The sequence below is a fragment of the Pseudoalteromonas distincta genome (assembly GCF_000814675.1).
GTDB classification, from domain to species: Bacteria; Pseudomonadota; Gammaproteobacteria; order Enterobacterales; family Alteromonadaceae; genus Pseudoalteromonas; species Pseudoalteromonas distincta.
The window spans coordinates 183361-209519 of record NZ_JWIG01000016.1; the positions used below are offsets into that span (position 1 = coordinate 183361).

The 26159-nt window shown below is 38.5% G+C and carries 20 protein-coding genes and 1 pseudogene; 8 read left to right on the top strand and 13 right to left on the bottom strand.

Annotated elements, in window-relative coordinates:
• The first annotated feature begins 7 nt into the window (after positions 1–7).
• The 3 genes from QT16_RS11400 to QT16_RS11410 all read left to right on the top strand — a co-directional run bounded on the left by QT16_RS11400 (position 8) and on the right by QT16_RS11410 (position 5280).
• Positions 8–3142, top strand: coding sequence for an efflux RND transporter permease subunit (locus tag QT16_RS11400; RefSeq protein WP_002959029.1), 3135 nt, complete (start codon positions 8–10; stop codon positions 3140–3142).
• Complete coding sequence (locus QT16_RS11405; protein WP_002959030.1) at positions 3139–4557, top strand: efflux transporter outer membrane subunit; 1419 nt, start codon at positions 3139–3141, stop codon at positions 4555–4557. Before QT16_RS11400 ends, QT16_RS11405 begins: the two co-directional genes overlap by 4 nt.
• A gap of 96 nt (positions 4558–4653) precedes the next feature.
• A complete protein-coding gene (locus QT16_RS11410; RefSeq protein ID WP_002959031.1) occupies positions 4654–5280 on the top strand; it encodes a TetR/AcrR family transcriptional regulator in 627 nt (208 codons plus the stop codon).
• A 59-nt stretch (positions 5281–5339) separates the two neighbouring features.
• Here the strand turns inward: QT16_RS11410 and QT16_RS11415 are convergent, their stop codons facing one another.
• From QT16_RS11415 to QT16_RS11440, 6 genes are all read right to left on the bottom strand, one after another.
• Complete coding sequence (locus QT16_RS11415; RefSeq protein WP_039488474.1) at positions 5340–6452, bottom strand: HupE/UreJ family protein; 1113 nt, start codon at positions 6450–6452, stop codon at positions 5340–5342.
• Positions 6449–7474 carry a hypothetical protein gene (locus QT16_RS11420; protein ID WP_039488475.1) on the bottom strand — a complete coding sequence of 342 codons (1026 nt, stop codon included), beginning with the start codon at positions 7472–7474 and terminating at the stop codon, positions 6449–6451. The genes QT16_RS11415 and QT16_RS11420 overlap by 4 nt, the downstream gene beginning before the upstream one ends.
• 53 nt (positions 7475–7527) lie before the next feature.
• Positions 7528–8037 carry a cadherin-like domain-containing protein gene (locus QT16_RS11425; protein ID WP_002959034.1) on the bottom strand — a complete coding sequence of 170 codons (510 nt, stop codon included), beginning with the start codon at positions 8035–8037 and terminating at the stop codon, positions 7528–7530.
• An 11-nt stretch (positions 8038–8048) separates the two neighbouring features.
• The gene (locus tag QT16_RS11430) at positions 8049–9641 is read right to left on the bottom strand and encodes a DUF4331 domain-containing protein (protein WP_039488476.1); all 1593 of its coding nucleotides are present in this window, start codon (positions 9639–9641) and stop codon (positions 8049–8051) included.
• A 156-nt stretch (positions 9642–9797) separates the two neighbouring features.
• Complete coding sequence (locus tag QT16_RS11435) at positions 9798–10481, bottom strand: anti-sigma factor (protein WP_039488477.1); 684 nt, start codon at positions 10479–10481, stop codon at positions 9798–9800.
• Positions 10478–11002, bottom strand: coding sequence for a sigma-70 family RNA polymerase sigma factor (locus tag QT16_RS11440; RefSeq protein ID WP_024595876.1), 525 nt, complete (start codon positions 11000–11002; stop codon positions 10478–10480). The genes QT16_RS11435 and QT16_RS11440 overlap by 4 nt, the downstream gene beginning before the upstream one ends.
• A 348-nt stretch (positions 11003–11350) precedes the next feature.
• Between QT16_RS11440 and QT16_RS11445 the strand changes: the two genes are divergently transcribed.
• Positions 11351–12970: a diacylglycerol kinase family protein gene (locus QT16_RS11445; protein WP_039488478.1), complete on the top strand. Its 1620-nt coding sequence runs from the start codon at positions 11351–11353 to the stop codon at positions 12968–12970.
• A gap of 50 nt (positions 12971–13020) precedes the next feature.
• Here QT16_RS11445 and QT16_RS11450 read toward each other — a convergent pair whose 3' ends face one another.
• On the bottom strand, positions 13021–13329 hold the full coding sequence (locus QT16_RS11450; protein ID WP_024591820.1) for a VF530 family protein: 309 nt from the start codon (positions 13327–13329) through the stop codon (positions 13021–13023).
• A gap of 54 nt (positions 13330–13383) precedes the next feature.
• Positions 13384–13686 (bottom strand): DUF1496 domain-containing protein, encoded by a 303-nt coding sequence (locus tag QT16_RS11455; RefSeq protein WP_039488479.1) that lies wholly within the window; start codon positions 13684–13686, stop codon positions 13384–13386.
• Positions 13687–13812: 126 nt separating this feature from the next.
• On the opposite strand from QT16_RS11455, the gene QT16_RS11460 reads away from it, so the two are divergent.
• Complete coding sequence (locus QT16_RS11460) at positions 13813–14046, top strand: TIGR02647 family protein (RefSeq protein ID WP_007375551.1); 234 nt, start codon at positions 13813–13815, stop codon at positions 14044–14046.
• Positions 14047–14057: 11 nt separating this feature from the next.
• Here QT16_RS11460 and maiA read toward each other — a convergent pair whose 3' ends face one another.
• Together maiA and hmgA are read right to left on the bottom strand one after the other, a co-directional pair.
• Entirely contained in the window at positions 14058–14687 is a 630-nt protein-coding gene (gene maiA, locus QT16_RS11465) for a maleylacetoacetate isomerase (RefSeq protein WP_039488480.1), read from the bottom strand.
• Positions 14688–14689: 2 nt separating this feature from the next.
• Positions 14690–15991, bottom strand: coding sequence for a homogentisate 1,2-dioxygenase (gene hmgA, locus QT16_RS11470; protein WP_039488481.1), 1302 nt, complete (start codon positions 15989–15991; stop codon positions 14690–14692).
• A gap of 151 nt (positions 15992–16142) precedes the next feature.
• On the opposite strand from hmgA, the gene QT16_RS11475 reads away from it, so the two are divergent.
• Complete coding sequence (locus QT16_RS11475) at positions 16143–16574, top strand: MarR family winged helix-turn-helix transcriptional regulator (RefSeq protein ID WP_024591817.1); 432 nt, start codon at positions 16143–16145, stop codon at positions 16572–16574.
• A gap of 52 nt (positions 16575–16626) precedes the next feature.
• Here QT16_RS11475 and QT16_RS11480 read toward each other — a convergent pair whose 3' ends face one another.
• The 3 genes and pseudogenes from QT16_RS11480 to QT16_RS11490 all read right to left on the bottom strand — a co-directional run bounded on the left by QT16_RS11480 (position 16627) and on the right by QT16_RS11490 (position 24082).
• Complete coding sequence (locus tag QT16_RS11480) at positions 16627–19791, bottom strand: TonB-dependent receptor (RefSeq protein ID WP_039488482.1); 3165 nt, start codon at positions 19789–19791, stop codon at positions 16627–16629.
• 340 nt (positions 19792–20131) lie between these two features.
• A pseudogene (locus tag QT16_RS11485) lies at positions 20132–23200 on the bottom strand (TonB-dependent receptor); the annotation flags it as partial.
• Positions 23201–23227: 27 nt separating this feature from the next.
• Positions 23228–24082: a S1/P1 nuclease gene (locus tag QT16_RS11490; RefSeq protein ID WP_039488483.1), complete on the bottom strand. Its 855-nt coding sequence runs from the start codon at positions 24080–24082 to the stop codon at positions 23228–23230.
• A gap of 251 nt (positions 24083–24333) precedes the next feature.
• Between QT16_RS11490 and QT16_RS11495 the strand changes: the two genes are divergently transcribed.
• Both QT16_RS11495 and QT16_RS11500 read left to right on the top strand, forming a co-directional pair.
• Positions 24334–25200: a type 2 periplasmic-binding domain-containing protein gene (locus tag QT16_RS11495; RefSeq protein ID WP_082007355.1), complete on the top strand. Its 867-nt coding sequence runs from the start codon at positions 24334–24336 to the stop codon at positions 25198–25200.
• A complete protein-coding gene (locus QT16_RS11500; protein WP_039488484.1) occupies positions 25193–26137 on the top strand; it encodes a hypothetical protein in 945 nt (314 codons plus the stop codon). Before QT16_RS11495 ends, QT16_RS11500 begins: the two co-directional genes overlap by 8 nt.
• Positions 26138–26159: the final 22 nt, after the last annotated feature.

Genomic DNA, 26159 nt, shown 5'->3' on the forward strand with positions numbered 1-26159 from the left:
AGTTTTAATGTCACGATTTTTTATCGATAGACCGATATTTGCTTGGGTACTCGCTATTGTAGTGATGCTTGCAGGTATTTTGGCGATTAGGAGTTTACCTATTTCGCAGTATCCTTCAATTGCACCACCTGCAGTGAGTATTACTGCAACGTACCCTGGTGCATCTGCACGAACACTTGAAGATACGGTTACGCAAGTTATTGAGCAAAAAATGAAAGGGCTTGATGGCTTGCTTTATATGTCATCTACGTCTGAGTCGAGTGGTTCTGCTACACTTACACTTTCGTTTAGTGCTGAAACTGACCCTGATATTGCACAAGTTCAAGTGCAAAATAAACTAGCGACAGCAACTCCACTATTACCAGAAGCCGTACAAAGGCAAGGTGTGGTAGTTGCAAAATCAGCGCGTAACTTTTTAATGGTTTATGCTTTTGTGTCTAAAGATGGCAGCATGACCAATATTGATATTGGCGATTATGTTTCATCGAACGTGCAAGACATTGTCTCGCGTGTTGAAGGCGTAGGTGAAGTACAGCTGTTTGGTTCTCAGTACGCGATGCGTATTTGGTTAGACCCTGCAAAGTTACAAAATTATAAGCTTACACCTGCTGATATTAGTGCATCAATTAGTGCGCAAAATGCACAAGTATCTGCCGGTCAACTTGGCGGTATGCCTGCCGTTGATGGTCAACAACTTAATGCAACAGTAACGGCGCAAAGTCGATTACAAACGCCAGAGCAATTTAAACAAATATTAGTTAAAACCAATCCAGATGGCTCTTTTGTGCGTCTAGAGGACGTTGCGAAAGTAGAGCTTGGCGGTGAAAGCTACCGCGTTGTTGCTCGTTACGATGGGCAACCTGCATCAGGTTTAGGTATTAAATTAGCCAGTGGCGCTAACGCACTTGATACCGCAGAGGGCGTTAAAAAAGCAATTGAAGAGCTAAAACCGTTTTTCCCTGAAGGGTTAGATGCCGTAATACCTTACGATACAACACCGTTCGTATCGTTATCTATCGAAAAAGTTATTCATACATTAATTGAAGCTGTTGTACTGGTTTTTGTAGTTATGTATTTGTTCCTACAAAACTTTAGGGCAACACTTATTCCAACTATTGCCGTACCTGTGGTTTTACTAGGTACATTTGGTATTTTATACACCTTTGGTTATTCAATAAATACGCTGACAATGTTTGCGATGGTACTTGCCATAGGCTTATTGGTAGATGATGCAATTGTTGTTGTAGAAAATGTTGAGCGTTTAATGACCGAGGAAAAACTCTCGGCACTTGAAGCTACACGTAAATCTATGGATGAAATTAAAGGCGCGCTGGTAGGTATTGCTATGGTGCTTTCTGCGGTATTTATTCCAATGGCATTCTTTAGTGGCTCTACCGGTATAATTTATCGTCAGTTTTCTATAACACTCGTATCGGCGATGGGGTTATCTGTTTTGGTGGCTCTTATTTTAACGCCAGCATTGTGTGCAACGCTTTTAAAACCAAGCCATGTACATACCAATGACACGTTGTTTGGCCGATTTTTTACAGGCTTTAACCGTGGTTTTGATAAAACAAATTCAGGTGCACAAAGCTTTGTAGGTCGCATGCTTACTCACTCTAAACGTTACTTACTTATTTATGGCGTGATTGTGGGCGGTATGGTTTATGTATTTTCAAGCTTGCCAACGGCATTTTTGCCTGACGAAGACCAAGGTATTTTGTTTAACCAAGTGTCATTACCAGCGGGTTCTACAACACAACAAACACTTGAGGTTGTTAAAAAGGTAGAAAACCACTTTTTAAACGATCAATCTGAAGCAGTAAACGGTATTTTTACCGTGACTGGTTTTAGTTTTGCAGGTTCTGGCCAAAACTCAGCAATTGCCTTTGTAAATCTTAAACATTGGGATGAGCGTCAGCGTGACGAGTTATCTGTTCAAGGTGTTGCAGGTAAAGCGATGGGCTACTTTTCAACGATAAAAGAAGCATTTGTTTTTGCCTTTCCGCCACCTGCAATTGTTGAACTGGGAACTGCTAATGGCTTCAATATTTTCTTACAAGACCGTGTAGGCCTTGGCCATGACGCACTTTTAGCTGCACGAAATCAGTTATTAGGTTTAGCAAGCCAAAGTCCAATTTTAGCGGGCGTGCGTCCAAATGGACAAGAAGATATGCCAGAGCTACAACTTGATACAGACCTTGCAAAAGCCGAAGCGCTTGGCGTGTCGCAAAACGATATTAATAGTACACTTTCGACAGCATGGGGTAGTAGTTATGTAAATGACTTTATTGACCGTGGTCGAGTGAAAAAAGTGTATATGCAAGGTGATGCACAATCTCGCATGGTGCCTGAGGATCTAAATAAGTGGTATGTGCGCAATGATAATGGCGATATGGTGCCGTTTTCAGCGTTTGCTAGTGCCTACTGGACGTATGGTTCGCCGCGTTTAGAGCGTTACAATGGTTTTTCAGCAATGGAAATTCAAGGTAGTGCAGCGCCGGGTTACAGTACAGGCCAAGCAATGGATGAAATGGAGCGTTTAGTTAAACAATTACCAAATGGTATTTCGTCTGAGTGGACCGGTATTTCATTCCAAGAGCGCTCTAGTAGCGGTCAAGCACCTCTACTATATGGCCTATCGCTGCTGTTTGTATTTTTATGTTTAGCCGCGCTTTATGAAAGTTGGTCGGTACCGTTTGCGGTAATGATGATTGTGCCACTGGGTATATTTGGTGCAATTATGGCAGCGCTTGGCGGTGGCTTATCTAACGATATTTACTTGCAGGTAGGCTTGTTGACCACCATTGGTTTGGCATCTAAAAATGCGATACTGATTGTAGAGTTTGCGATTCATAAAATGGAAGAAGGGCTTGGCTTAGTTGATGCGGCTATTGCTGCTGTTCGCCTTCGTTTGCGTCCAATACTTATGACTTCGATGGCCTTTATTTGTGGTGTTTTACCGCTTGCTATTGCCTCAAGCGCGGGTTCTGGTGCGCAAAATGCGTTAGGTATTTCGATTATTGGCGGCACACTTGCATCATCAATATTAGTTGTTGTTTTTGTACCGTTATTCTTTGTGTTAGTGCGCCGTGTATTTCCTGGCAAAGCTAAAGAGACAACGAAGGAGAGCGCAGAATGAGCATTAAAACATTCAGCCTAAGTGCAATTGCTTTATTGGTGCTAAGTGGTTGCCAATTAGCGCCAGAGCAAAAAGACCTTGCTCTACCAGTATCTGATGCTTATGCATCAGGTACTGGGCAAAGCGCTGCGCAGCAATTAAATTGGCAGCAGTTTTTTAATGACGAAAAACTACAAACGTTAATTAGTCAAAGCCTTGAGCATAACAAAGACATGCAAATTGCAGTGCTTAATGTGCAGCGTGTGCGTGGTTTATATCAAATTGAAGACTCTGCTTTGTATCCATCCCTTGATTTAAATGCCTCAGGTACGCGCCAGCGTTTACCGGCTGACTTATCAGGTACTGGCGATGCAGCTATTAGCTCGCAATACAGTGCAACAGTGGGTATTACCTCTTACGAGTTAGATATTTGGGGCAAAGTACGCAATCAATCAGCGCAAGCACTGCAAAACTTATACTCTACAGAGCTTAGCCAATACAGCACGCAGGTGTCTTTAATTTCAGAGTTGGCAAATGCGTGGCTAAATTATGCAACTGATTTGCAACTGCTAGAGCTTGCAAAAGAAACGCTTACCTCTCAGCAAGAGTCATTATCGCTTACGCAAAAAAGCTTTGATTTAGGTGCGACGTCTTCAATTACCCTTGAGCAGCTTAAAAGCACAGTTGCTACGGCAAAAGTAGACATAGCAACGTACAAACGTTTGCTAAAGCGTGATAAAAGTGCCTTAGATTTATTAGTAGGTAAATCTGTTTCAGCTGATTTACTGCCTAATAAAGACCTGACTAACTTGATCAGTATGCCAGAAGTACCCGTTGGTTTACCGTCTGATCTGCTATCGCAGCGCCCTGATATTAAAGCCGCTGAGCATTTAATGCTTGCTGCAAATGCCAATATTGGTATTGCTCGTGCGGCGTTTTATCCAAGCATTAGCTTAACAGCCAATGCGGGGTCTGCTTCAAGTGACTTAAGTGGCTTGTTTGATTCAGGCTCGGGTACATGGAGTTTTGTGCCGACAATTAGCTTACCTATTTTCAATATGGGACGTAACCAAGCAAATCTTGATGTAGCAAAAGCAGATCAAGAAATTGCGGTAGCAACGTATCAGCAAAAAATTCAAAATGCGTTTCGCGAAGTTGCCGATGCACTTGCTGATAGAGAAGGTTACCAAGAGCAATTAAGTGCCCTTGATATGCTTATAAGTAGTCGACAAATCACGTTTGATTTATCAAAAATGCGTTACGAAAAAGGCGCAGATAGCTACTTGCAAGTACTTGATGCTCAGCGTACGTGGTACGGCGCGCAGCAGCAGTTAATTGCGGGTCAGCAAGCGTATCTTGCGAGTCAAATTAACTTGTACAAAGCGCTTGGTGGCGGATGGAATGTAGCCAGTGAAACAACTCAGGAAGAGAAATAATATTTGCGGCTTTTAAAGCCGCATTACATATTTATATGGCGAGACTATTTATAGCTCTTGCTTTACTGAGTTTATGACTTGGTAGTGGAGTTGAACATGAAGCCTAAAGCAAAAAGGCAAACAGATCCCGCGATAGCACTTGCTAGGCGTGAGCAAATTTTAACAGCTGCTGCAGAGTGTTTTCGCCGTAAAGGTTACCACGGTGCAGGTATGGCAGAAATATCTAAAACGGCAGGGATGAGTGCAGGCCATATTTATAATTACTTTGAAAGCAAAGAGGCGATTATAGAAAGCATTATTGAAAAAGACATGGAAGAAATGTTCTCTATCTTTCAAAAGTTTGAAGATCACCCTGGTGATGTTTTGGCGGCTCTTTTAGATGGCTTAAATATTGGCGTGCAAAGACACATGGATACAGGCTCGTGTGTTATCGATTTAGATATGATGGCAGAAGCGGGTCGTAATATTAAAGTTGCTACTCTTTTGCGTGAAACCGATATTCAAGCAAGAGGGCGCATGAGGCAGCTTTTAACAAGCGAGCGAAGTGCGCTCAAAGACATTGATGAGCGTGAACTTGAAAGCCGAATTAATGTTATTTTTTCGATGATGGCAGGGTTATTACTTAGAAAGTTACTTTACCCTGAGCTAACCGAAGAAACGGTACTCATAGCGCTTCGCCCTGCGATGAAAACATTACTGATGCCATTTGATAAAGCGCAGTAACGCTAAAAATAAATAAAAAAGCTAGCCAATATTTTGGCTAGCTTTTTTATTTATACTATTTAAAAACGCTCGATTGACCACTGAAGTGCAACAATTGCGATAGCAACGGAGCCCATTGGCATTACCCACTTTTTATACCAAGTGTAGTGTCGTACATAAATGAGTATTGGTAAGGCTATCAGTAATATACTAAGTTGACCGATTTCGACGCCTAAATTAAACGCCAATATACTGAGCAGTTGATAGTCGCTCGACAGGCCAAGCTCGCCAAGTACGCTCGCAAATCCCATCCCATGTAGTAAACCAAAAGCAAAAGTAAGCCAACCTAAACGAAGTATCAGCGGCCACACATTATTTAATGCTGCAAATAAAACCGATATAGCAATTCCAAGCTCTACCCAGCGACTATTTGGTGAGACTAAGTTCATAGCGGTGGCGGTAAGCGTAATAGAGTGCGCAAGCGTAAACGCGGTTACTATCCATGCTGTGTGTTTAATAATGTGTTTTTTAGAGCTAATACCTTGCCATGCTTTATCGCTGCGTTTTAAAACACAGGTAAGTAACAAAGCGATTAAAAATAAAATATGATCAATACCAATCCAAATATGTAAAACACCCTGGTACACGTATTGATTAAAGGTACTTAAATAACTTGTTTGCTCAAAGCTGAACGTTTGTTGTGCCTCATTGATATTAAATACACGAGATACACCGTTAATATTTACGATGGATTTATGGTTAGCATCAGTTTTAAAAAAAGCGGAATAGGAAAGGGTGATTGCTTCATTATCATCACAGCTAAACTGCAGCGGAATCACTAAATATGGTTGGTTAAAATGGTTATCTAGCTGATAGATACCTTCACTTTTTAAAGGGCATATTTGCGCGCTTTGCGTGATATTTAAATTTTCTTTAATGAAGTTATTTATTGAGCTGCGTTTTGCTTTTATTTCTGTCCACGAAATTTGGCCGTTTTTATCTAAATCCAGAGGCACTGCGTGCTCTAAGTCGGCAATATTTATTTGCCAGGTACCCGTGTATAGATTTTTGTTGGTGTCGTTATTGTGCTCGCTATTTAAGGTTATATAACTTGTACTTAGTTGATGGGCAAAGCTGTAAGTTGAAAAAATGCACAGCATTAAAGTGAGTATAAATAGATAAGGCGTTTTCATAGTGTATCTCGTTGCATCGCTTTTGCTTGAATAAGTAATTGCTCATCGGTGCTCATTTTAGCCTGCTGGCAATTAATATGAGCCCAGTAAAGTGCTTTTTCGCGATTTGGTTGTACATCAAGGTAATATTTAGCTAAGTCACTTGCATGAAAAGAATCTTTACGAAGCTCTCGTAGCGTAACTCTTTGCGCCATTGTATTTTGCCATTTTTTATCGCGTTTATTCAGTTTTTTTTCTGCGATTGAAAGTCTTAGCAAAATAGCATCTTCTAAATTGCCTTTATCAGGAAGCAGTACGCTTAATGTATTTAATACTTGTTGTGGTTGGTTTAGAGCAATTTGAATATCGGCCCATAAAACAATTAGGCTCACAGGGGCTTGAACTAAATCTACACTTTGTAAGTGAGACAATGCTTGTTTGTAGTTATTTAAACGATAGCTCATTTCACTTAAAACATGGTTTGTAGCTAGGCTAGTTTGATTATTATTTATAATTTTTACTAATGCTTGGTAGCTGTCTAAAACGCTTTCATGTTGGCTTTGTACATCAAGTACACAGGTGCTAGCAGTAATAGTGCTTACGTGCCCAATTAAAGCGACGCAGTGCTTTTTTGCTTGTGCAAACTTACCTTGAGTCATAAATATATTGGCTAGCAATAAATGGCTATTACTATGCTGTGGCTCTTTAATCAAAACGTTGTTAGCAATATCAATAGCTTCGTTGAAAAGGTGCTCTTTTTGTAAAACGCGAGCATATAAGTAACCAATTTTAGATGAGGGTGTTTGTTTATATAGCTGGGCTAAACGGGTTTTAAGTAGCCCCTGTAAACGCTCTGCTTGGCCTACATATTGGCTGTTAGTGACTAATGTATTTATTTCCTCAACAGACAGAGAAGCACTAAGCGTTGAATTACTGTTAGCAATAACTGCATCATTTTTTGGGGTAAAAGGCGCAGCGCTTAATGCAAAGGTCGTTAGGCATAAAGTAATAAATGCGACGGACTTAAAAATTGATAAATGCATTATAAATATCCTTTGAAAAAAGCCATCCATGGCCTGTCAGCTTAATTACTTGGTTAGTTACCGTTTGTTGAAATTAATCCATCAACATCAGTATCGGTGTTTGTAAACACCCGACCGTTAACAGTTAACGGCTCTGCATTTAGCGCTTGATTAAATGCATCGGTTGCAAATTGAGCAAAGTCGACTTGTAGTGCGTCAATTGCAATGTTTACTGTTGCAGTTACTTGCGAATTAACGCCATCACTTACACCAAACATAAAACTATCTGAACCTGTCACTTCTTTATTTGGTGTATAGGTAAAGTTACCATCGCTATTAACGGTAACAGTTCCAAGAGCTGGCTCACTTGTTAATGAGTAAGTAAGCGAGTCGCCATCATTGTCGGTTGCGCTAAGCATATCGGTAATGCTTACCTCAGTTTGTGTAGTTAGCATTGCATCACTTGCGGTAGGCGCTGTGTTTACAACCGGTGTAGGTTGTTTTTTATCATCATCGCTACTACATGCTCCCAATGTTAATGCACTGAGGAGAACACAAATATGGGTAGTTTTTAAATTACGCATTATTTTACTCCTTATTTAGAGCCAGCAAGTGGTGTTGCAAGGTATGGGAATGATGAATTCATCATTGTTGCATCAATAGGCGCGCCGTCTGTAAATGGCACTGTGCCTGTATTAGCATCCTCTGGTGCACAAAGTCCTAAATCAGTGTCTTCACCATTTACTGGGATAGGATGACATAAACGACCCATCACAACACGAAGTGCAATATCAACCACATCATCACCCGGGCGACGACCATTTGGGAAGCCGGCTAAATCATTACCCGCTACACCAAATGCAGATTGATCAGCTTGCGCTGTTGCTGCAATGCCTGTATTTAAACGTAGCATTTCTGAAGGTGTTACAGTTGCTTGCTGATTAACGCCTGCAAAACCTGTTAAAAATGCAGTGATTAAATCAGTACGCGGGAAGTTTGTGGGTGCCAGTGTTTCTAAGTTTGCGCCTAGGGTCGTATTAACAGCATCTTTAAATAAAATGTTTAATAACTCAGGTAGTGCTGGATGAGATACATAATCTAAAAATTGTGCATCATCTTTAGGGTGAGCAGTGGAGAATGTGTCTTTGTCTTTAATGCCAATTACAAGCTCGTTTACAAGCGGGCTACCCAAGCGTGAAACTTGTGTTAAAGCACCACCATTAACGCCATTATTAGCAAATTTAGCATTAGGATTTAATACGCGAGCTTGAGGTAGGCTTGCTGTTGTCCATGAACCTATTACGCCGTTACCTTCACCAACAATACAGCTTTTAGGTATTTCGATAGCGATTGATGTTACGTTTTTATCTGCAAGGTCGTCGTTATCAGCTGATTGTGTTATACCACCAGGAAAACCACCGCCGTCACCAGCACCTGGGGCGCTATCACCCTCTACAGGTACATAGTTAACTAAATCAAATGTTTTACCTAGGTTAACTACAAATGGGTCTTTACGTTGCCCTACAAAAACTTGTGCCATGCTTTCACATTTAGGAATTGAAACCTGATACACAAATTGGTCAGCGTAAGTTTGGTAATCGCTCATTGAACCAAATGTTTTATTGCCCACATAATCAAGTGGTTTAGAAAATGTGCTGGAGTTTGATGCAGTGTTATTTAATAGCGTTGTTTCGCCAGTACGCTGCGCGCCGCTTATCATGCTTACTGTGTATGATTCGCTAAAATTTACAGCGCTGTTATCACCTGCAGATACACCGCCTACATTTTTAAGCGGTACAGACACGGTGCGTTGATTACCTTCAGGTCCAACAGTTAATTGCACACCTTGATTATCATTAGGAAGCATGCTTTTAAAGTTAAACGCAAATGTAATATCTTCAACAGCATCGCCGTCGTTATCTATATGAATGCTGTAGGTAGCATCTGGGTCCATTGCAAAGTAATTAGGACCGCCGTAGGCATCTTGCAGCGGGATGTAATTAGCAATTAATGTGACGTAATCATCACGACCTTGCTCGTAACTATTAAATACATAAAAATCGGTAGAATCTAAAGTCGGGAAACGGCTTATATTTGGCGCTTCTCTGTGGCTAGATGCTTCACTTGGTGCACTTACAAACGTACTACATATTACTACTGCGAGTATTGATGGAGTTAAAGCTTTCATGACTTTGTCCTTTAGTTTTGATTGAAGTCATAGCTAATAACGGGGCGAGATTTAAATTGGATGCAAAAAAGTTAAATTATTTTATTTTTTGTTAAAAAGTTAGAGAGTAGGTTGGCTGCTTTAAGTAAACAGCCAACTTTAGTCATGAAAGTAGGGTTATAAAAGTACCAGCTCTGTGGTGTAAAGCACTTCAGTGGGAGAGCCATTTGGTGAGCCACCAATAGGCTCTAAACTCACTGCTAACAATGCGATATCACTTGCGTTAAAGCGATTATCTTTAAATAATATTTTACTGCCTTGCTTGGGCAGTAAACCCAATGAAATAGGTGCATCTTGACCTTTTAAAATCATCCACAGCTCATAATCTTTATTAGTTTGAGCAACCAATTGGCTGCTAGCTTTAATTGAGAGCCCTTGCTCGCTTACATCAATAAACCACAATGATTGTTTATCTTGATTTTGAACCAAAGCAATTTGCTGAGTTTGCATAACATTGGTACTAGGCTGAATAACCAAAAAGGCTAAAACAATGCATGCGGCAGTTGCCACAAAAGACCAGGTACGCCAAATTGAAGGCTTGGTATGTATGACTGTTTTACTTGTTTGTGGTCTGTGTTCAATACGCTGTAGTATATTTACCCATACATCGTCACGTGGCGTTTGCGGTGTAATAGCACTCGCTAAGTTGTTTAGGTTTTGCTCCCACATATTTGTTGCTTCACGTGCTTGATTTGAGTTAAGTAACAGACGCTGAAAACGCTTTCGGGCAAGCCCTCTAAGTGTGCCAAGCACGTACTGACCAGCAAGCGCGTCTAATAGTTCGGGTTTATTATAATTCATAATGTTAAACACCTTTGTAGCTGCATAAGCCCACGCCTGATCCAGCTTTTAACTGTACCTAATGGCGTTTCTATATGATCCACTAACTCGCTATGACTCAGCCCCTTATAATAAGCTAAGTGAATAGCTTGTTTTTGTTGCGGCTCAAGCTGTTCGATACAATTGACCAGTTTCGTTTCTTCATCGTAATTAACGTCGATACTTTCATTTTCATATTCGTCATCGCCTAACGACTGTTCTTTTCGTACTTTGTGATAGCGAAGTGAGTCAAGACTTCTGTATCTGACTATACTTATCATCCAACTAATAACGGTGCCTTTAGAGGCGTTATATTCAGATGCGTTATGCCAAATTTTTATAAAAGCGTCTTGTAGTGCCTCTTCCGCATAAGCTCTGTTAGTGAGCATATTTAAGCTAATAGCAAAAAGTTTGCCGCTAGTTTGTTGATATAAACTTGAGAAAGCATTTTTGTCTCCTTGTGCTGTTGCGCACAAAAGAGGGAGTAAATCATCGTTATCCATAGGGGTCCTGTTTTTCTTATTATCATTGAGTAAACGGTTGAGGGTGTGATTTGGATGCAAAAAATTTAATTGCCTTTTAGATTAGCTGCTTTATACGTTAGTACAAGTAATAACCGATCAGTGTTTGAAATTTAGACGTGTAAGTATAATTTATTCACATGTTTGTAAAAAATGCACAAAGAGCGGTCTGTAGTAGATTTTAGTTTATTAATTACTATATATATCAATGGCCTATTGTTCGCGTTTGAATTTTAAATGGCATTTATATGGCGTGATATTTGCAAAAGACTACTTAAAGCCGTTTAAATTAAGATTATAAATCGGCATTATTTTCACAAAGGAGAGACTATGTGGGCTGCAATTAGTTATTTACTATTGGCACTACTGCTTATTTTTATTGGTTGGGAAGTGAACTCTGTCTATTTTGCTATTGTTTTTTATTGGACTGCGCTGTCACTTTTATTAGTGAGTACCGCGTATATTTTTAATACAGCAAAAATATTTAGAAAGCGTGAAAATGGGGTGATCCCATTTTATATACGGTGGGCGTTTGTGCCATTTTTATTCGGTGTGCAAATTTATAATGCCTGGTCACGTAAGCGCGATAAAGTGCCGCCCATTCAACAAATAAACGAAAACCTATTTTTAGCTTGCCGATTATTTCCCTCAGATATAGACACATTAAAAGATAACGGGATTACGGCGATTTTAGATGTTACGTGTGAATTCGACGGACTCGAGTGGAGTTCAACACAAGAGAATATTAATTATTTAAACATTCCGGTGCTCGATCATAGTATTCCTACCCATTCTCAGTTAAATCAGGCTATTAATTGGATACATCACCATGTTAAAGAAAACCATCGCGTAGTCGTTCATTGTGCTTTAGGGCGTGGGCGCTCTGTTTTTGTCATGGCGGCTTATTTACTGAGCCAAAACAAAAATGCAGATGTGCATGAAGTACTTGCACAAATAAAAGAAACCCGCGAAACCGCAAATTTAAATAAGCATCAACTTCGCCATTTAGCTAAGCGACATAAAAAAGGCGAATTACTGATTAAAAACAAAGCCGTTTTAATTGCAAACCCTGTATCTGGTACACGATTATGGGAAGAAAAAGAGCACTTAATTGTTGCGCGGCTATCGGACTATTACGATCTGAAAGTACTCACTACTACAAAAGAAGTTAACGGTATTGAGCTGGCTAAACAGGAAATTGCGCAAAAGCCGGATATTATTATCGCATGCGGGGGAGATGGTACGGTGGCCGAAGTTGCAAGCGTACTTGTAAATACACAATGTAAACTAGGCATCATCCCTATGGGGACTGCAAACGCCCTTGCGCATGTATTGATGGGTATTACCTCTAAATTTATTCCTGTTGAACAGGCTTGTGACTTAATTATAGATGGTCAAACAAGCATAATAGATACTGCTTATTGTAATAATGAATTAGTACTACTGCTCGCGGGTATTGGTTTTGAGCAATCAATGATAGAAAAAGCAGATAGAGAGTCGAAAAATAAATCGGGGCAACTTGCCTATTTAAATGGTTTTTTTGAAGCGTTTGGCGAGCAAAAATCGCAGTTACTTAAAGTAAAACTCGATGATAATGAGCCAAAAGAAATATGTACTAATAGTTTTATTGTGGCCAATGCTGCGCCTTTTACAACGTTATTGGCTCAAGGTGGCGGGCAACCTGATCATAGTGACGGGCTACTCGATATAAATTGGTTAACACCAAATAATGAAGATTCAACCACAGTACTAAGTATTGCAGAGCTGATGTTTAGTAGCTTAACGCAAACACATTTAGCTATAAACTCTCATCATACAAATGCCAAAAGAGTAGAGGTTACAGGCGAAGGAGAGCTTAAGTACGTGCTAGATGGTGAAGTTAAAACCGCTCAAAAACTGGTTATTACTATTGAGCCGGCTTCATTAAATGTGATTTGCAAAGAGCAATAAATCGCGTTAGTTATAATCAAAAAAGGAGCTAAATTAGCTCCTTTTTTTCATCATTTTTTAATTGATGGCCAAACAAACCCTGTTGTATCCGGCGCTTGAGAAGATGTTTCTCTTGGTGCACTTTTTGGTCTACGAATAGGCTTATTATTTATAGTGTGAATATAAAGTGCTTCCACTTTATCGCGAGCCCAAGGCGTTTTACGCAAAAACTTTAAACTCGATTTAATGCTGGGTTGATCAGTAAAACATTTAATTTTTACTTGCTCGCCAAGTGTTCTCCAGCCAAGTCGCTGTTCTAACTCAACAAGTATTTGTTCTAATGTTACCCCATGTAAAGGGTTTTTAGGTTGATTATTCATAGCCATACTACTTATTTAAACTGCATGCATTGTAGCTTAAATCAGCTTTTAGCGCTAATTCACAGTGATTGTTTTAGGATCTGTTGGGTAAATAGCATTACCTTGCTTATCTATTTTAAGCCAAATGAGTTGGCTGTTACTGTGTTGGGGTGTTTTAGCACCACACAAAAGTGTAAAAGAATGAACTTGTATTAATGCCCCTTCGCTATAGCGTTTGTTGTCGTACCAACAGTTAACTTCTTCATTTACAAACTGGTTTGCATCAATAATTGAATGGGTTTTTAGCGTTGTTGCTTCACTAAGTATTGAATACGATAAGCTGCTAAAACAAAAACATAGAATTAAAAAGTTACGCATTAGAGGCCTTTAAATAGGGAGGGTTAAAAATAATACATTAAGCTAAAAAACGTGCTAGTGTAAAGTACACAAAGTGATTTTAAGTATAAACTTAGTTATTCACAGAACAATAAAAAGGTGCACACAATGCAATTTAATCAAACAATGATCGAAGAATTCACACTATTAGCAAAGTTTCCTCGCGACAGTAAAATGCAGGGTATTAAATTACATTCAGACGCAGAGCCAAGCTTACTTAGCGCAGCGCAACGTTTATTTGAAAAAGGGATTATAGATAGCCCAGATGGCGGATATTTAACTGATCTGGGCTTAGATTTAATTGAGCACGTTACGGTTATTCATAGCGCGCTACAAAGTTAATCTAAATTAGCTTAATTTGCATCGGGTTGATTTTGCGGTGCAGCGTCATTAAATGCAGCTAATTTATTACAATGTTCGTAAATGGCTGCAATTTTTGGATAAGCGCCCATATCTACGTTAAAACGAATTGCATTAAATACTTGCGGCACTAAACAAATGTCAGCAAGTGTTGGTTGGTTACCAAAGCAGTAGTCATTATTTTCGTTTAGCATCAGTTCTATTTTTTCAAAACCAACTTCTATCCAATGTCGATACCATTTATTTTTAGCCTCGTCATCAACACCTAATTCGTTTGATAAATACTTCAGCACGCGTAAATTATTAACAGGATGAATATCGCAAGCAATGGCAAAGCTTAAGTTTCTTATTTGCGACTTTTGCCACGCAGTCCCTGTAATCAATGGCGATTGCGGATAAGTTTCATCAAGCCACTCAAGTATTGCAAGTGATTGTGCTAAAACACCATCATCGGTTTCAAGTGCAGGTAGTAAGCCTTGCGGATTAGTCGCTAAGTATTCTTCCCCAAGCTGCTCCGATTTTAAAAGGTTAACAATAGCAAGTTCATGATCGATTGCTTTTAAGTTAAGCGCTATACGCACTCTATAAGCCGCTGATGAGCGAAAGTAGCTGTATAATTTCATAATTAATCCTGTGAACCTGTAAATTGTTTTTTAATAGTACGCCAGCAATCGGTGTAATTTGGTTGGCGCTCTTTACCTTCTAATGCATATTTTGTCGGTGAAATTATATAGCGCGACTCAAACATAAAGGCCAATGTGTTTTCATATTTTTGTGGTGTAAGCTCGGCGTTTGAGGCTTTTTCAAATACGTCGGCTTCAGGTCCATGTGGCGACATACAATTGTGTAAACTTGCGCCACCAGGTACAAAACCATGCTCTTTTGCATCATACACACCTTCAATCAAACCCATAAATTCACTCATAATATTGCGGTGATAATACGGCGGGCGAAATGTATTTTCGGCTACCATCCAACGCGGTGGAAATATCACAAAATCGACATTTGCCATACCCTCAGTAGCAGAAGGAGAGGTTAGTACAGTGAATATAGAAGGATCGGGGTGATCAAAGCTCACTGTATTCATTACATTGAAACGCGATAAGTCGTATTTATAGGGCGCACTATTACCCGTCCATGCAACCACATCAAAAGGAGAGTGCTTAATTTCACAGCTAAATAAATTACCGTTAAATTTAGAAACAAGCTCAAAGTCACCCTCTTTATCTTCAAAGGCTGCTACAGGGTATTGAAAGTCTCTGTCGTTGGCATAACCGTTTGCACCAACAGGTCCTCGCTCTGCAAGCTCTAACGCATGGCCATAATTTTCACAAATATAACCACGGGCTGTATTATCAATTAAGTCAACTGAGAACTTAATTCCTCTGGGAATTACAGCAATTTCACCTGGTTTAATGCTTAACTTACCGCACTCGGTGTGAATTAATAACTCACCATGCTGAGGGACAAATAACATTTCGCCATCGGCATTGCAAAAGTAACGCCCTTGCATTGACTGATTAGCGACATATACATGAATGCCAATACCAGATTGCCCATTAGCACTGCCATTAGCAGCCATCGTTACTAAGCCATCAATAAAATCAGTAGGCTGTGAAGGCATATCAATAGGGTTCCAACGTAGCATTGTTGGTGGTGTTACGGCTTCAGTGATTGGGGCTGTTCTTATTAGGCCGTTATCAATTGCTTGGTAATCACCTTGCACTACAGACGGACGAAGGCGGTAAAACCAAGTGCGACGATTTGAAGCGCGAGGAGCCGTAAATGCAGTCGAACTAAATTGCTCAGTGTATAAATCGTATTTAACTTTTTGTGGGCTAAATTGTCCTATTGGCAGTGCACCGGGTAGCGCTTGTGTTTCAAATTCATTACCAAAACCGGTCATATAACTTAATTGTGTCGCCATTACTGACTCCTGTGAGAGGGGGTTGGTTTAATATTATTTTTATTTCAGTTAAGATACTCTCAAGTGAGACTAATATCAAATGTGCAACTACGCATCCGTGTAAATATTAATGAACACCAAAGTAAGCCTTATAAATCTGGGATAACTAAAAATGAAAATTGATTTAGCAACGTTTTTACCTTATCAATTAACGAATGTAGCAACACGTGTAAGTAATGACTTTGCCGAGGTTTATCAAACTAAATACGGTTTAAATATTCCCCAGTGGCGAATACTTGCTAATTTAGCGCAGTATGGTCAGAGCAACGCAAAGGATTTATGCACGCAAGCAAATATGGACAAGTCGACAGTGTCGCGTGCGGTAAAAGTTTTAATAGATAAAGGTTTAGTGAAAAGTGAGTTAAATGCACAAGATAAACGCGCGGCCTTACTTGTACTGAGCAAAGCAGGGCAAAACTTATATGAGCAAATAGCACCCGATGCACTGAATTGGGAAAAACAATTACTGAATACTTTAACCAACGAAGAATACGAAGTGTTAGTGGGTATTTTTGAAAAGTTAAATAACAAATTAAAGGCATAAAAAAGCCCACCAAAGTGGGCTTTTAAAAGATGTTTTAGGTTACAGTTCTAAATTAGAAAGTGTAACGAACACCTACTTTAATTTTGTAAGTTGAATCTTCCGCTTCAAAAGTAAAGTCATCATTTATAGGGTTACCAATGATGTATTTACCAGTTGCTTGGTCAATATCCATCTCAACAACATCTCTTGAGTTGTTATTCTGGCGATAAACCTTACCTTTAGATGAATCAATTAAGTTTAATAAGTTATCTATAACGAAATAAAACTCGCCACGATGATCATCTGCAAAACCAGGGATTTCTTGTGATACGTACAAATCCATTGTAGTCACCCAAGGTGTTTTTCCTTGGCTTCTATCAGCGAAACCACCAGCAGAACCTGAAAGCCCTAGACTGTCAAAATGAGCTAAAACTTCAGCTTCGGTAACACCATCAGCATAAATCACATTTGGATCATTTGCTGTTGGAACATAAGGTAAATAGTTGCCGCCATATGTTGTGCCACCAGAAGGTTGAATCAAGTCTTGGTTAAAGAAACGTCCACCAGTTAGGTTCTCTAAACTTACTAGCTGGCTATAAGCTGAACCAGAATTACGCTCAATAAATAAGTTAAACTTGGTTTTATAATTTTCAATTAATTCAGCTGTATACCCTAGATTGATTACAAATCTGTGCTCAGTTTCATAAGGTGAAACACCAACTTGGGTTTCTTGATGGTCTCCAAAATGGCCATAACGGTAATTACTACGTGCTGTTGATGAACTCCCAGGGTTACCATCAGTAATATCTTGGTTTGTATAAGACGCATCAAACTTGAAGCCGTTATCCCAAGACTTAGATATACCAGTACTTAAGATAACAGATCTGCCATCGTCATCAGCATTTGTCAACATTATCTCAAGGTCAGATGTATTATAGAAAGGTAATGCGCCGTCGATCGTGCTACCAACTACAGAATCGTTGTCTAATATAGCAGCATTAATCCATTCAGCGCTATTTTCCTTTTTAGTATAAATAGCTGTAGTTGTCCAAGCAAAACCTTCACCAAGGTATGGAATATCTAAATTAACATCACTGTTTAACATGAATGTCCACTGTGAAGGGATTTCAAAATCAGGATCAATGAAGTTTGACGGAGAGCCTTCCGTACCTGAATCTACTGCCGCTATGGCTGCATCAATAGGATTATTTAATGCATTAGTAGGTATAGAGATGTCACGGTCTGAATAAGACTGACTACTAATACCATCGTTCGAGTAAGAGTTAGATATCCAAACGTTAGGGTTGCCACCAGCATAGCGACCAGCACTACCTCTTATGGTTACATCTTCATTGAGTGTATAAGTAAAACCAACGCGAGGTAGTATTATATCTACGCCATCTAGGTTGTTTGTATTATCGAAACCAGTACGAGTTTCTAACCCAGCGTTGTAAATCGGTTTATCGTCAGAGCCCAAACGCTCATAACGTAAGCCAGCAGACAATATTAAGTCGTCACTGTAATCCCATGTATCATTTACATACAGAGCGATATCATTTCGCGAGAACTTAGCAATTACAGCTGCCGGATTATTACCAGTACCATTACTATAGCTATATTCAGATGCTATTTGGTCATTAAAATCTTGTAAACTATTAAATGAGATAACACCTTTTGAACCAGGTAAAAATTGATTCTCAATATCTAGTACATCATATTTGATACCAAACTCTATAGTGTGTTCATCTAAAAGATATGTACCATCGAACTTAACTGTGAACAAGTCGTTTTCTAGAGTGTTGGAATGACGGAATTCATCAGAGCCAAATGCAATAGCACCTTCTTCACCATCACCATCTACATCAAGGTTTTCAATGGTAATATCGCCTAGATTAGATGAATTACCAAGAGATATAGCACCAGTTTCAACTGACTTTTGAGTTACGCTAATTTGCGTTGAGAATTCGTCAGTCCAATCTGAATATAAAGTTGAACTGAAGTTGTCTAATTTTTGAGCGTTGTTGTACCACTGGGTACTCAATCTTAATTCTGTATTACCATTAGTCATGTTACGAGTGCTATTACCTTCACTGTGCATATATACGAAATTAGCACGATGGTAATCATTGATATTCCAATCAATTTTTGCAATGTACTTTTCATCATTTAACTGAGGTTGTACATCTGATTCACCAATATCACTAATACCATAAACATCATTAGCTATAGCTCTAACTGCCTCTAAATCGGCAGTAGTTACAGTTGTTTTATTTGTTCCAACATTTGAACCAGCTACGCCATATTCTAATTGTTGCGGTGATTCAAATTTTTCGTAAGCAGCAAAAATAAATAACTTATCTTTAATTATTGGGGCACCAAAAGATGCGCCATAATTTTTTTCTTCAAAATCTAATTCAAGCTTTTCACCAGAAGCATCTTTTGGAGAACCAGCCCAATCGCTGCTTAATTTTTCATAAAAAACACTGCCGTGCAGTTCATTCGTGCCTGATTTGAATACGGCATCTACATTACCACCAGTAAATCCACTTGATTTTGCATTAATTGGAGCAACAGAGACTGAAACTTGATCTAGTGCATCTAGAGGGAAAGGGTTACGCTGAGTAGGGTAGCCATTGCCATTTAGGCCAAAATCATCATTTAGTGGGATACCGTCAATAGTTATTGAATTTGTGCGAGGATTAGACCCAGCGATCGTCATCGAACTCTCGCTACCAGGCTGAATAACTACTAAAGGATTGTTTTTAACAATATCTTTTATATCACGACCTATACTAGGTGTCGTAGTTATTGCTTCTTGTCCAAAGTAAGAGTCATTTGCAGATGAATTGAATAGAACTGGGGAGCCAGTTACAACAATAGATTCCATGCTGTTACTAGATAGTTGTTTATCTAGCTGTCTAGTTTCGCCAAGTGAAAGATAAACATCTTCAATTTGAACATCTCGGTAAACATCAGAATCAATAATTATTTTGTAAGGACCACCTACACGAAGGCCTGTGGCATTGTATGTACCTGTATCGTTTGTTGTTACTACTCTGCGGGTACCTGTTGGTTCATGAACTAATATTAGCTTAGTATTTGCTGCAGGATTACCGTTAGGGCCAGATATTTGCCCTTTAACTGATGACGTTGTGTCACTAGCGAATACGCCACCACTCACACCAACACATGCTGCGATAGCAAGTGAAAGAGCTGTTTTGCGAAGTTGAGTTTTCATTTAATTTTCCCGTGTAGTTATTAATTAAATTTTTATATTTTTATATTAATTTTGTAAAATAAACAGTTGAAGTTCATTTATTCAAAATCCGTTACTAGTGTACCTTATTTATTCGTTACAAATAAAATACAACTGCAATATATTTTTAATAAATAGTATTATTTTTGTCTATTTGAGTGTTTTTTTGAGCAATAACTCTATATCAGGGTATATATTACGTGGGGTTTATGACAAACATGTGAAACTATCGGGGGGAAAATAAAAAAACCCATTACAAATTTGTAATGGGTTTATTGTAACTAACAAATAACTTAACAAGTTATTGATGCAGTTTTAAGGCTTAAAACTTGTAGCTAATACCAACTTTAGCCTGCCAAGCTGATGACGATGAATTGATTTGCGAGTAATTACGTACATCCGCACCGTTATATGCTGAATCGATAATATAACGACCTTCTTTATCTAAACCACCAAAATCATAAATAGTTTGGTTTGCATAGCTTAAACGTTTCTCTATACCCCAGTCACTGTTAAGTAAATTGGCAAAGTTATCAATCATGAAGTAAACTTCACCACTGTGGCCTTGTGCAAAGCCAGGGATTTCTTGTTTGATGCTCACATCCATGGTCGTTACCCAAGGCTGAGTCGCTGTGTTTTTACCAAGTATTTGGCCTCGTTCAGATATACCTGCTTTATTTAACAGCTGCTCTAACTGATTCCAATTCATTCCTGATTCACCCCAGTTTACGAGAGAATCATCAGCTCCTGTTGGAATATAAGGTAAGTATGCGCTGTTTTTGTATAACGTACTAGTATCGCCTAAATCGTCATCTTGATACATATCCATAGTATAACTAAATGGACGACCTGAGCGACGTTCAAAGTAAACATTAAATTTGGTTGCGTAGCCTGAGAAGAATTCAGTATTGTAACCTAAATTAATTTTAAAACTGTGTTCTACTTCGTAAGAGCCTCGTGCAGCAAGGTCTTCATTACGGTTAACGGTAACATTATGCTTGTAGTTACCTTCAGCTTGCGATGCTGAACCAATAGAAGATTCAGTTACGTCTTGATGTGCATAACTAAAAGAGGTAAATAAGCCGTTGTCCCACTCTTTAGCTAGACCTGTTGAAATAATAATTGAACGACCATCTTCAGATGAGTTAGTCATTACGATATCAGCATTATCAAAGTTGTCGTAAATAGTTTGGTTAATAACTCGTTCACCATCTGCCGCCAATCCAACTGGTTGAATCGAAGCGTTGTGCCACACGGCTTCATTTTCTTTTTTATGATAAGCGATTTCTGCTTGCCACTTAAAACCGTTGCCCAATAATTCAGAGTCGAATTCGTATTCAAAACCAATTTGAGTACGAATGCTTGAAGGCAATTTAAAATTAGGGTCTATAAAAGCAACGCTACCGCTGCCTTTCTCTAATGAGTTTTTAATTTCATCTGGGACTTGAGTAATATCAGCTTGGTTATTAGCATAATATTCATTAATAACGGTTGAAGGGGCTGTAACTTCTGTAATACCATCGGCTTGGAAGGAGTTGTTATACCATACGTTTGGAATACCACCTTGGAAGCGACCAATACCACCACTTATTGTAAGTGCCTCTGTAGCATAATATTTAAAGCCGATACGCGGTAAAATAATATCTATACCATCAAGGTTCTCTTGATTGGTAAAGCCATAAGTATTAGCAAAGTTTTCATTAAGCGTTGGTTTGTCATCTGATGATAAGCGCTCGTAACGAATGCCAGCAGTCATTTCTAAGTCATCGCCAATGTAAAACTTATCTTCAATATAAAGCGCTAGCTGGTTACGCGTTACATCATAAGCTTTATCAGATGAATTATTAGTATAGGCATTTTTGTACTCAAAAGCGTATGGGTAGTTACCATTTTCATCTTTTTTCGAGTCTTTAGCTTCAAAACTTACCATGCGGTTTTCAAAATCATCTAAGCTTTTAAACTGCCACGACCCTAATGAATCTTCGGCAAATAGGTTATAAAGTTTTAATGACTCGTACTGTGCACCAAAGTTAATTTCATGCTCATCCATTAAATAGGTTGCATCAAATGTAAGCGTTAGGTTTTTAGTTTCAGATACGTTAGCGTGGCGGGTGCTGTCTGTGCCAAAAGCAAATTGAGCGCCTGTACCGCGACCATTTATTTCTTCTTCATAGACACTAACACTGCCTATATCTGAACGGGTATTGCTATTTGAAGTTACATCTTTATATGCAATGCCGACCTCAGTAGAGAAGTTGTCACTCCAATCTGAGTATAATTTAGTTGAAAAATTATTAAACTTAGTAACATAAGCATAAGTGTTAGATCGCATAACAACAGAGTTACCACCGCTGCTGCTATTGCGCTCGTCTTGGTCGTCTTGCCACTGGTACGTGAAATCTAGGCGATGTTCATCGCTAGCATTCCAGCTTAGTTTTACTAATAAGCTTTCGTTGGTATCTTCAGGCGCGCCGGCTAATGAATCGGTCAAGCCGTATTCATTATTTAAAATAGAAATAAAACGGTTATAGTTAGCTTCAGAAGTATTAAATTCGTTAGCAGCACCAGAGCCGTCAAAGCCGTAATCTAGATCTTGTTCGCTTGACCATTTAGAATAGTTTACAAAATAAAACAGCTCGTCTTCAAGAATAGCGCCACCTACGTTAAAACCATAACGCTTTTCTGACTGGATAGGCTCGACATTATAAAAAGAATAAGTTTTATGACCTGTTAATGGGTCAAACTCATCTTCTTCACTAATACTTTTTACGTCACCAGCAATCTCTGGAGTAGAGATTTCATAAAAGCCAGAGAACTTAAACTCATTTGTACCAGATTTTGTTACTGCATTAATAGTACCGCCACCAAAGTTACCTTTAGAAGCTGAGAAAGGAGATACATCAACAGAAACTTGTTCAATAGCATCAAGTGCTACAGGAGGCTGAGAAGTAGGGTAGCCACCAAAGTTCAAGCCAAAGTCATCATTTTGACCAATACCGTCAACTGTTAAACCGTTGGTACGAGGGTTACTACCTGCAAACGTTAGCTCGCCATTACCATTAATACTGGCAAGTGGGTTTAAGCGCGCAATATCTTTAATGTCGCGGTTAAAGCTTGGCATATTTTCAATAGTATCAGAACCAAATGAGCTGCTTGAGCCACCAGATTGCTGAACGATTTTATAACCAGACACTTCAATTTTTTCAATGTTTAGCGGAGCAAGCTGCGAACTTAAGCGGTATGTTTCACCCAGATTTAGATAGATATTTTCAACAGTTGTATCATTAAACTTATCAGAATCGATGATAACCATGTAAGGACCACCTACACGTAAGCCATTAGCGATAAACGTACCACTTTCGTTTGTAGTTAGCTCGCTAATAGTTCCCGTGTGTAGGTTATATAAATTTAATACTGTTTATTTGTCAGTCGTCATTTTTAGTGCCGTTTCTAACTCTTTTGCAGAAGGGTCAAATAAGGCGTTTAATAGTCCAGCTAGTCGAATACCCGCTTGTTGTAGGCGTGTTTTTACAATTGGAGTGTTGTTATAAATGTAGCTGTACCCAACTTCGTCGTTGGTGTACTTATAAATTTTTGTTGCTAAATTGTGTGATTCTTCAACCCAAGTTTTAGGTGAGCTTTGTAAATACTCAGCAATTAATTCGCTGTTATTTGTATCAATAAATTGAGCGTATTCAGTAAACGACAAGTTCTCGTTCTCAACTAACTTTGTATCCCAAAGGCTGTGAAGATTTGTTTCTTCGTTAAAAAAAGAAACCTTAATACGGTTACCACCTCTGTCTTCACCTCGACCGGCATGAAAAGGTTGATGACTGTCACCTACTAAATGCACTAAAAAACGCAAACTGAACTGTTTAGCATCTAAGGTGCTATTTTTATCAGTGAGCGTTTGCATTGAATAGTGAATGCCCTCGAGGATATTACTTACAGATTCTTTGTTTTTAGTATGATCGTGATTGAAGCTGAAAGATTTTCCTGGGGCTGCGTTAATGTAATGCCAACGAGATGATTTCTTTTGCCAAAAGTCGCCAGGAGCAGAGCGCATTTCATCAGGCCACGTTGATATTTGCGCAAGTGACTCACCATCTAAATAAGGTTTAATTGCTGCTTTAGTTGTTTCGCTTATATGAGATTGTGCAATCTGCCCTACAATACGGTGGCCATTTTGACCCCAAGCGTGTGAGTTAGTGCTTGTGAATATCGCACTAATCAAAAGCGCAGAAGATATCGAGTACTTTATATTGTTATGCATTAAAACTTCCTAAATGAATATTTCATGGGGTTGCTATAAGCTAATGCGGTCAATTGTCCTCATTTTTAATGTTGATAGAAAGGACTTATTAAAATTCATATTTTCTTATTCGATTGCCTTTAAAATCAATGCCTTAAATTTAATGGGTAAAATTACTTGTTGTAATAGGTAAGCGAAATTGTTCAAATACACTATATCGTCTATTTTTGGGTGGCATTGCTTTGAATTATAAAAATATTGTGTTGCACAAAATGTTAATTGTTACATTTTTGTTTCTATTGTTGGTCGTTACGTGGGTTTGCGGTCAAGTTAGTGTATACAATGATGATTTACATTTTCCGGTTATGATCGAAACCTCAACAGAGTGTCAAACAACTGCTACAAGTAATAAAGGCCAATTAATTGTTTTTACACAATCAAAAAAAATAGCCAAGTTATTAACACAAAAGTTATGCTCTGATAACGTAGTAGCTAAGCAATATGGCTCGGTAAAAGGGTATTGGGGATATAGAACGGCAGATAGCTTTGAGTTTGTTGGTAAAGGAATTGCTGACCTAATTTTGGCTAAAAGCAATATTATGGCTGCATTTAAAGCGGAGTCGACCTATAACTACCAACCCGTAGTTGGTTTTTCTAACTACACGGCTTTTTTTATATCTTCTAAAGAAAAACCTCGAATTACTAAACAATATTTTTTAGATAAACGCATAGGTTTGCTTGATTATCCTACCAGCCGATCAGGGCATATTTTACCAAAGCAAATGTTTAAAGAACTGGATATAAATTTAGCTAATTTGAAAATCACTTATGCTAGTTCTCATAACGAATTACGCGATTTACTCGCCGACGGAAAAGTAGATATTATTGCTTCGTTTTGGAAAGAGAGTGACGAAAAACGTTTTTCAAAAAATTATATTACGGCTTTGAGTAATAATATTACTGGAACAAGATGGTATTTAAAAATGCAGCAAAATAATACTGATTTATTATGTGCAGTACAGGCAAATTTGCTTGATATGTCTAAAGATCAAAGTTTGCATTATTATCAAAATGCACAATCGTTTTGGAGTTGCGGTACTAGCTCAGTAAACTTAAAAGAGGAAGTTAGTGATGAGTAAATATAAACAACTGCTTGTTTTACTATGCTTATTTTTAACTTTATCTTCTGTGTTTTATATTTCTGTAATTCAAAAAAGCCAGCAAGTAACTAAACAAAAAATAACGCAGATAGAAAGGCAAATTGCACTCGACTTACCATTACTTGATTTATCAAATGAATTGCTAAAGCATTCGGGGAATAAAGATGCGGTTAATAGCTACATTAAAACCTTAAATAGCTACATTAATATGAGTGGGCTTAAAGTTGTTGCTATTGCACCAAAAGGCGAAATGCTAGCACCTGTAAACTTACACCAAATAACACGTAGTTTGAGCACTAATAACGGACCTGTATTAGTTGTATTTAACGTTCAGCAAACCCACTTTACATTAAGCCATTTTATTTACTATTTTATATTTTTAGTATTAAGTGTGTTGATTAGTTTTTGGGTAAAGTTTGCGTTTATTAAACAAAGTAATAAGCAGTTTAATAATGCACAACATCAGTCAATTACAGAGCCTACGCCGCTGATGCTTATAGTTGATCTTAACGATAAAACACTATCAAGTAGTTGTAATGCAGAGCAAAAAGTGGGTTTAGCCAATAAGCCATTATGCTTTTATTTAGCACTTGTAGAGTATTGTACAAATAACGATGATGTAGCGCTTAGTCATAATAAAGATGTACCAGAGGAGCTTCTAGAGCTCGCTAACAAGTATTTTTATAGGTTGGTCGAACTTGGTCATACGGTTAGAAAAAGACCTAATTTTAATAATAGCCTAGAAAAAACCTTGAGTGAGATACGTGCGGCGTTAGATGAAGTACTTAGTGAGTGTCCTGAAGAAAAAGAGTTATATTACCCACCTAAAGCCTATGGAGAAGGCTCTCGTTCTCGTTTGCATAGTTATGGGCTGGCAAATATTAAAAAAGGTAATATTGAAATAAGAGGAAAGTAACTAGATTACTTTCCTCTTATTC

Excerpts from the sequence above, each read along its gene's own strand:
- QT16_RS11400 (WP_002959029.1), top strand. The coding sequence starts at position 8 with ATGTCACGATTTTTTATCGATAGACCGATATTTGCTTGGGTACTCGCT.
- QT16_RS11405 (WP_002959030.1), top strand. The coding sequence starts at position 3,139 with ATGAGCATTAAAACATTCAGCCTAAGTGCAATTGCTTTATTGGTGCTA.
- QT16_RS11410 (WP_002959031.1), top strand. The coding sequence starts at position 4,654 with ATGAAGCCTAAAGCAAAAAGGCAAACAGATCCCGCGATAGCACTTGCT.
- QT16_RS11415 (WP_039488474.1), bottom strand. The coding sequence starts at position 6,452 with ATGAAAACGCCTTATCTATTTATACTCACTTTAATGCTGTGCATTTTT.
- QT16_RS11420 (WP_039488475.1), bottom strand. The coding sequence starts at position 7,474 with ATGCATTTATCAATTTTTAAGTCCGTCGCATTTATTACTTTATGCCTA.
- QT16_RS11425 (WP_002959034.1), bottom strand. The coding sequence starts at position 8,037 with ATGCGTAATTTAAAAACTACCCATATTTGTGTTCTCCTCAGTGCATTA.
- QT16_RS11430 (WP_039488476.1), bottom strand. The coding sequence starts at position 9,641 with ATGAAAGCTTTAACTCCATCAATACTCGCAGTAGTAATATGTAGTACG.
- QT16_RS11435 (WP_039488477.1), bottom strand. The coding sequence starts at position 10,481 with ATGAATTATAATAAACCCGAACTATTAGACGCGCTTGCTGGTCAGTAC.
- QT16_RS11440 (WP_024595876.1), bottom strand. The coding sequence starts at position 11,002 with ATGGATAACGATGATTTACTCCCTCTTTTGTGCGCAACAGCACAAGGA.
- QT16_RS11445 (WP_039488478.1), top strand. The coding sequence starts at position 11,351 with ATGTGGGCTGCAATTAGTTATTTACTATTGGCACTACTGCTTATTTTT.
- QT16_RS11450 (WP_024591820.1), bottom strand. The coding sequence starts at position 13,329 with ATGAATAATCAACCTAAAAACCCTTTACATGGGGTAACATTAGAACAA.
- QT16_RS11455 (WP_039488479.1), bottom strand. The coding sequence starts at position 13,686 with ATGCGTAACTTTTTAATTCTATGTTTTTGTTTTAGCAGCTTATCGTAT.
- QT16_RS11460 (WP_007375551.1), top strand. The coding sequence starts at position 13,813 with ATGCAATTTAATCAAACAATGATCGAAGAATTCACACTATTAGCAAAG.
- maiA (WP_039488480.1), bottom strand. The coding sequence starts at position 14,687 with ATGAAATTATACAGCTACTTTCGCTCATCAGCGGCTTATAGAGTGCGT.
- hmgA (WP_039488481.1), bottom strand. The coding sequence starts at position 15,991 with ATGGCGACACAATTAAGTTATATGACCGGTTTTGGTAATGAATTTGAA.
- QT16_RS11475 (WP_024591817.1), top strand. The coding sequence starts at position 16,143 with ATGAAAATTGATTTAGCAACGTTTTTACCTTATCAATTAACGAATGTA.
- QT16_RS11480 (WP_039488482.1), bottom strand. The coding sequence starts at position 19,791 with ATGAAAACTCAACTTCGCAAAACAGCTCTTTCACTTGCTATCGCAGCA.
- QT16_RS11490 (WP_039488483.1), bottom strand. The coding sequence starts at position 24,082 with ATGCATAACAATATAAAGTACTCGATATCTTCTGCGCTTTTGATTAGT.
- QT16_RS11495 (WP_082007355.1), top strand. The coding sequence starts at position 24,334 with ATGTTAATTGTTACATTTTTGTTTCTATTGTTGGTCGTTACGTGGGTT.
- QT16_RS11500 (WP_039488484.1), top strand. The coding sequence starts at position 25,193 with ATGAGTAAATATAAACAACTGCTTGTTTTACTATGCTTATTTTTAACT.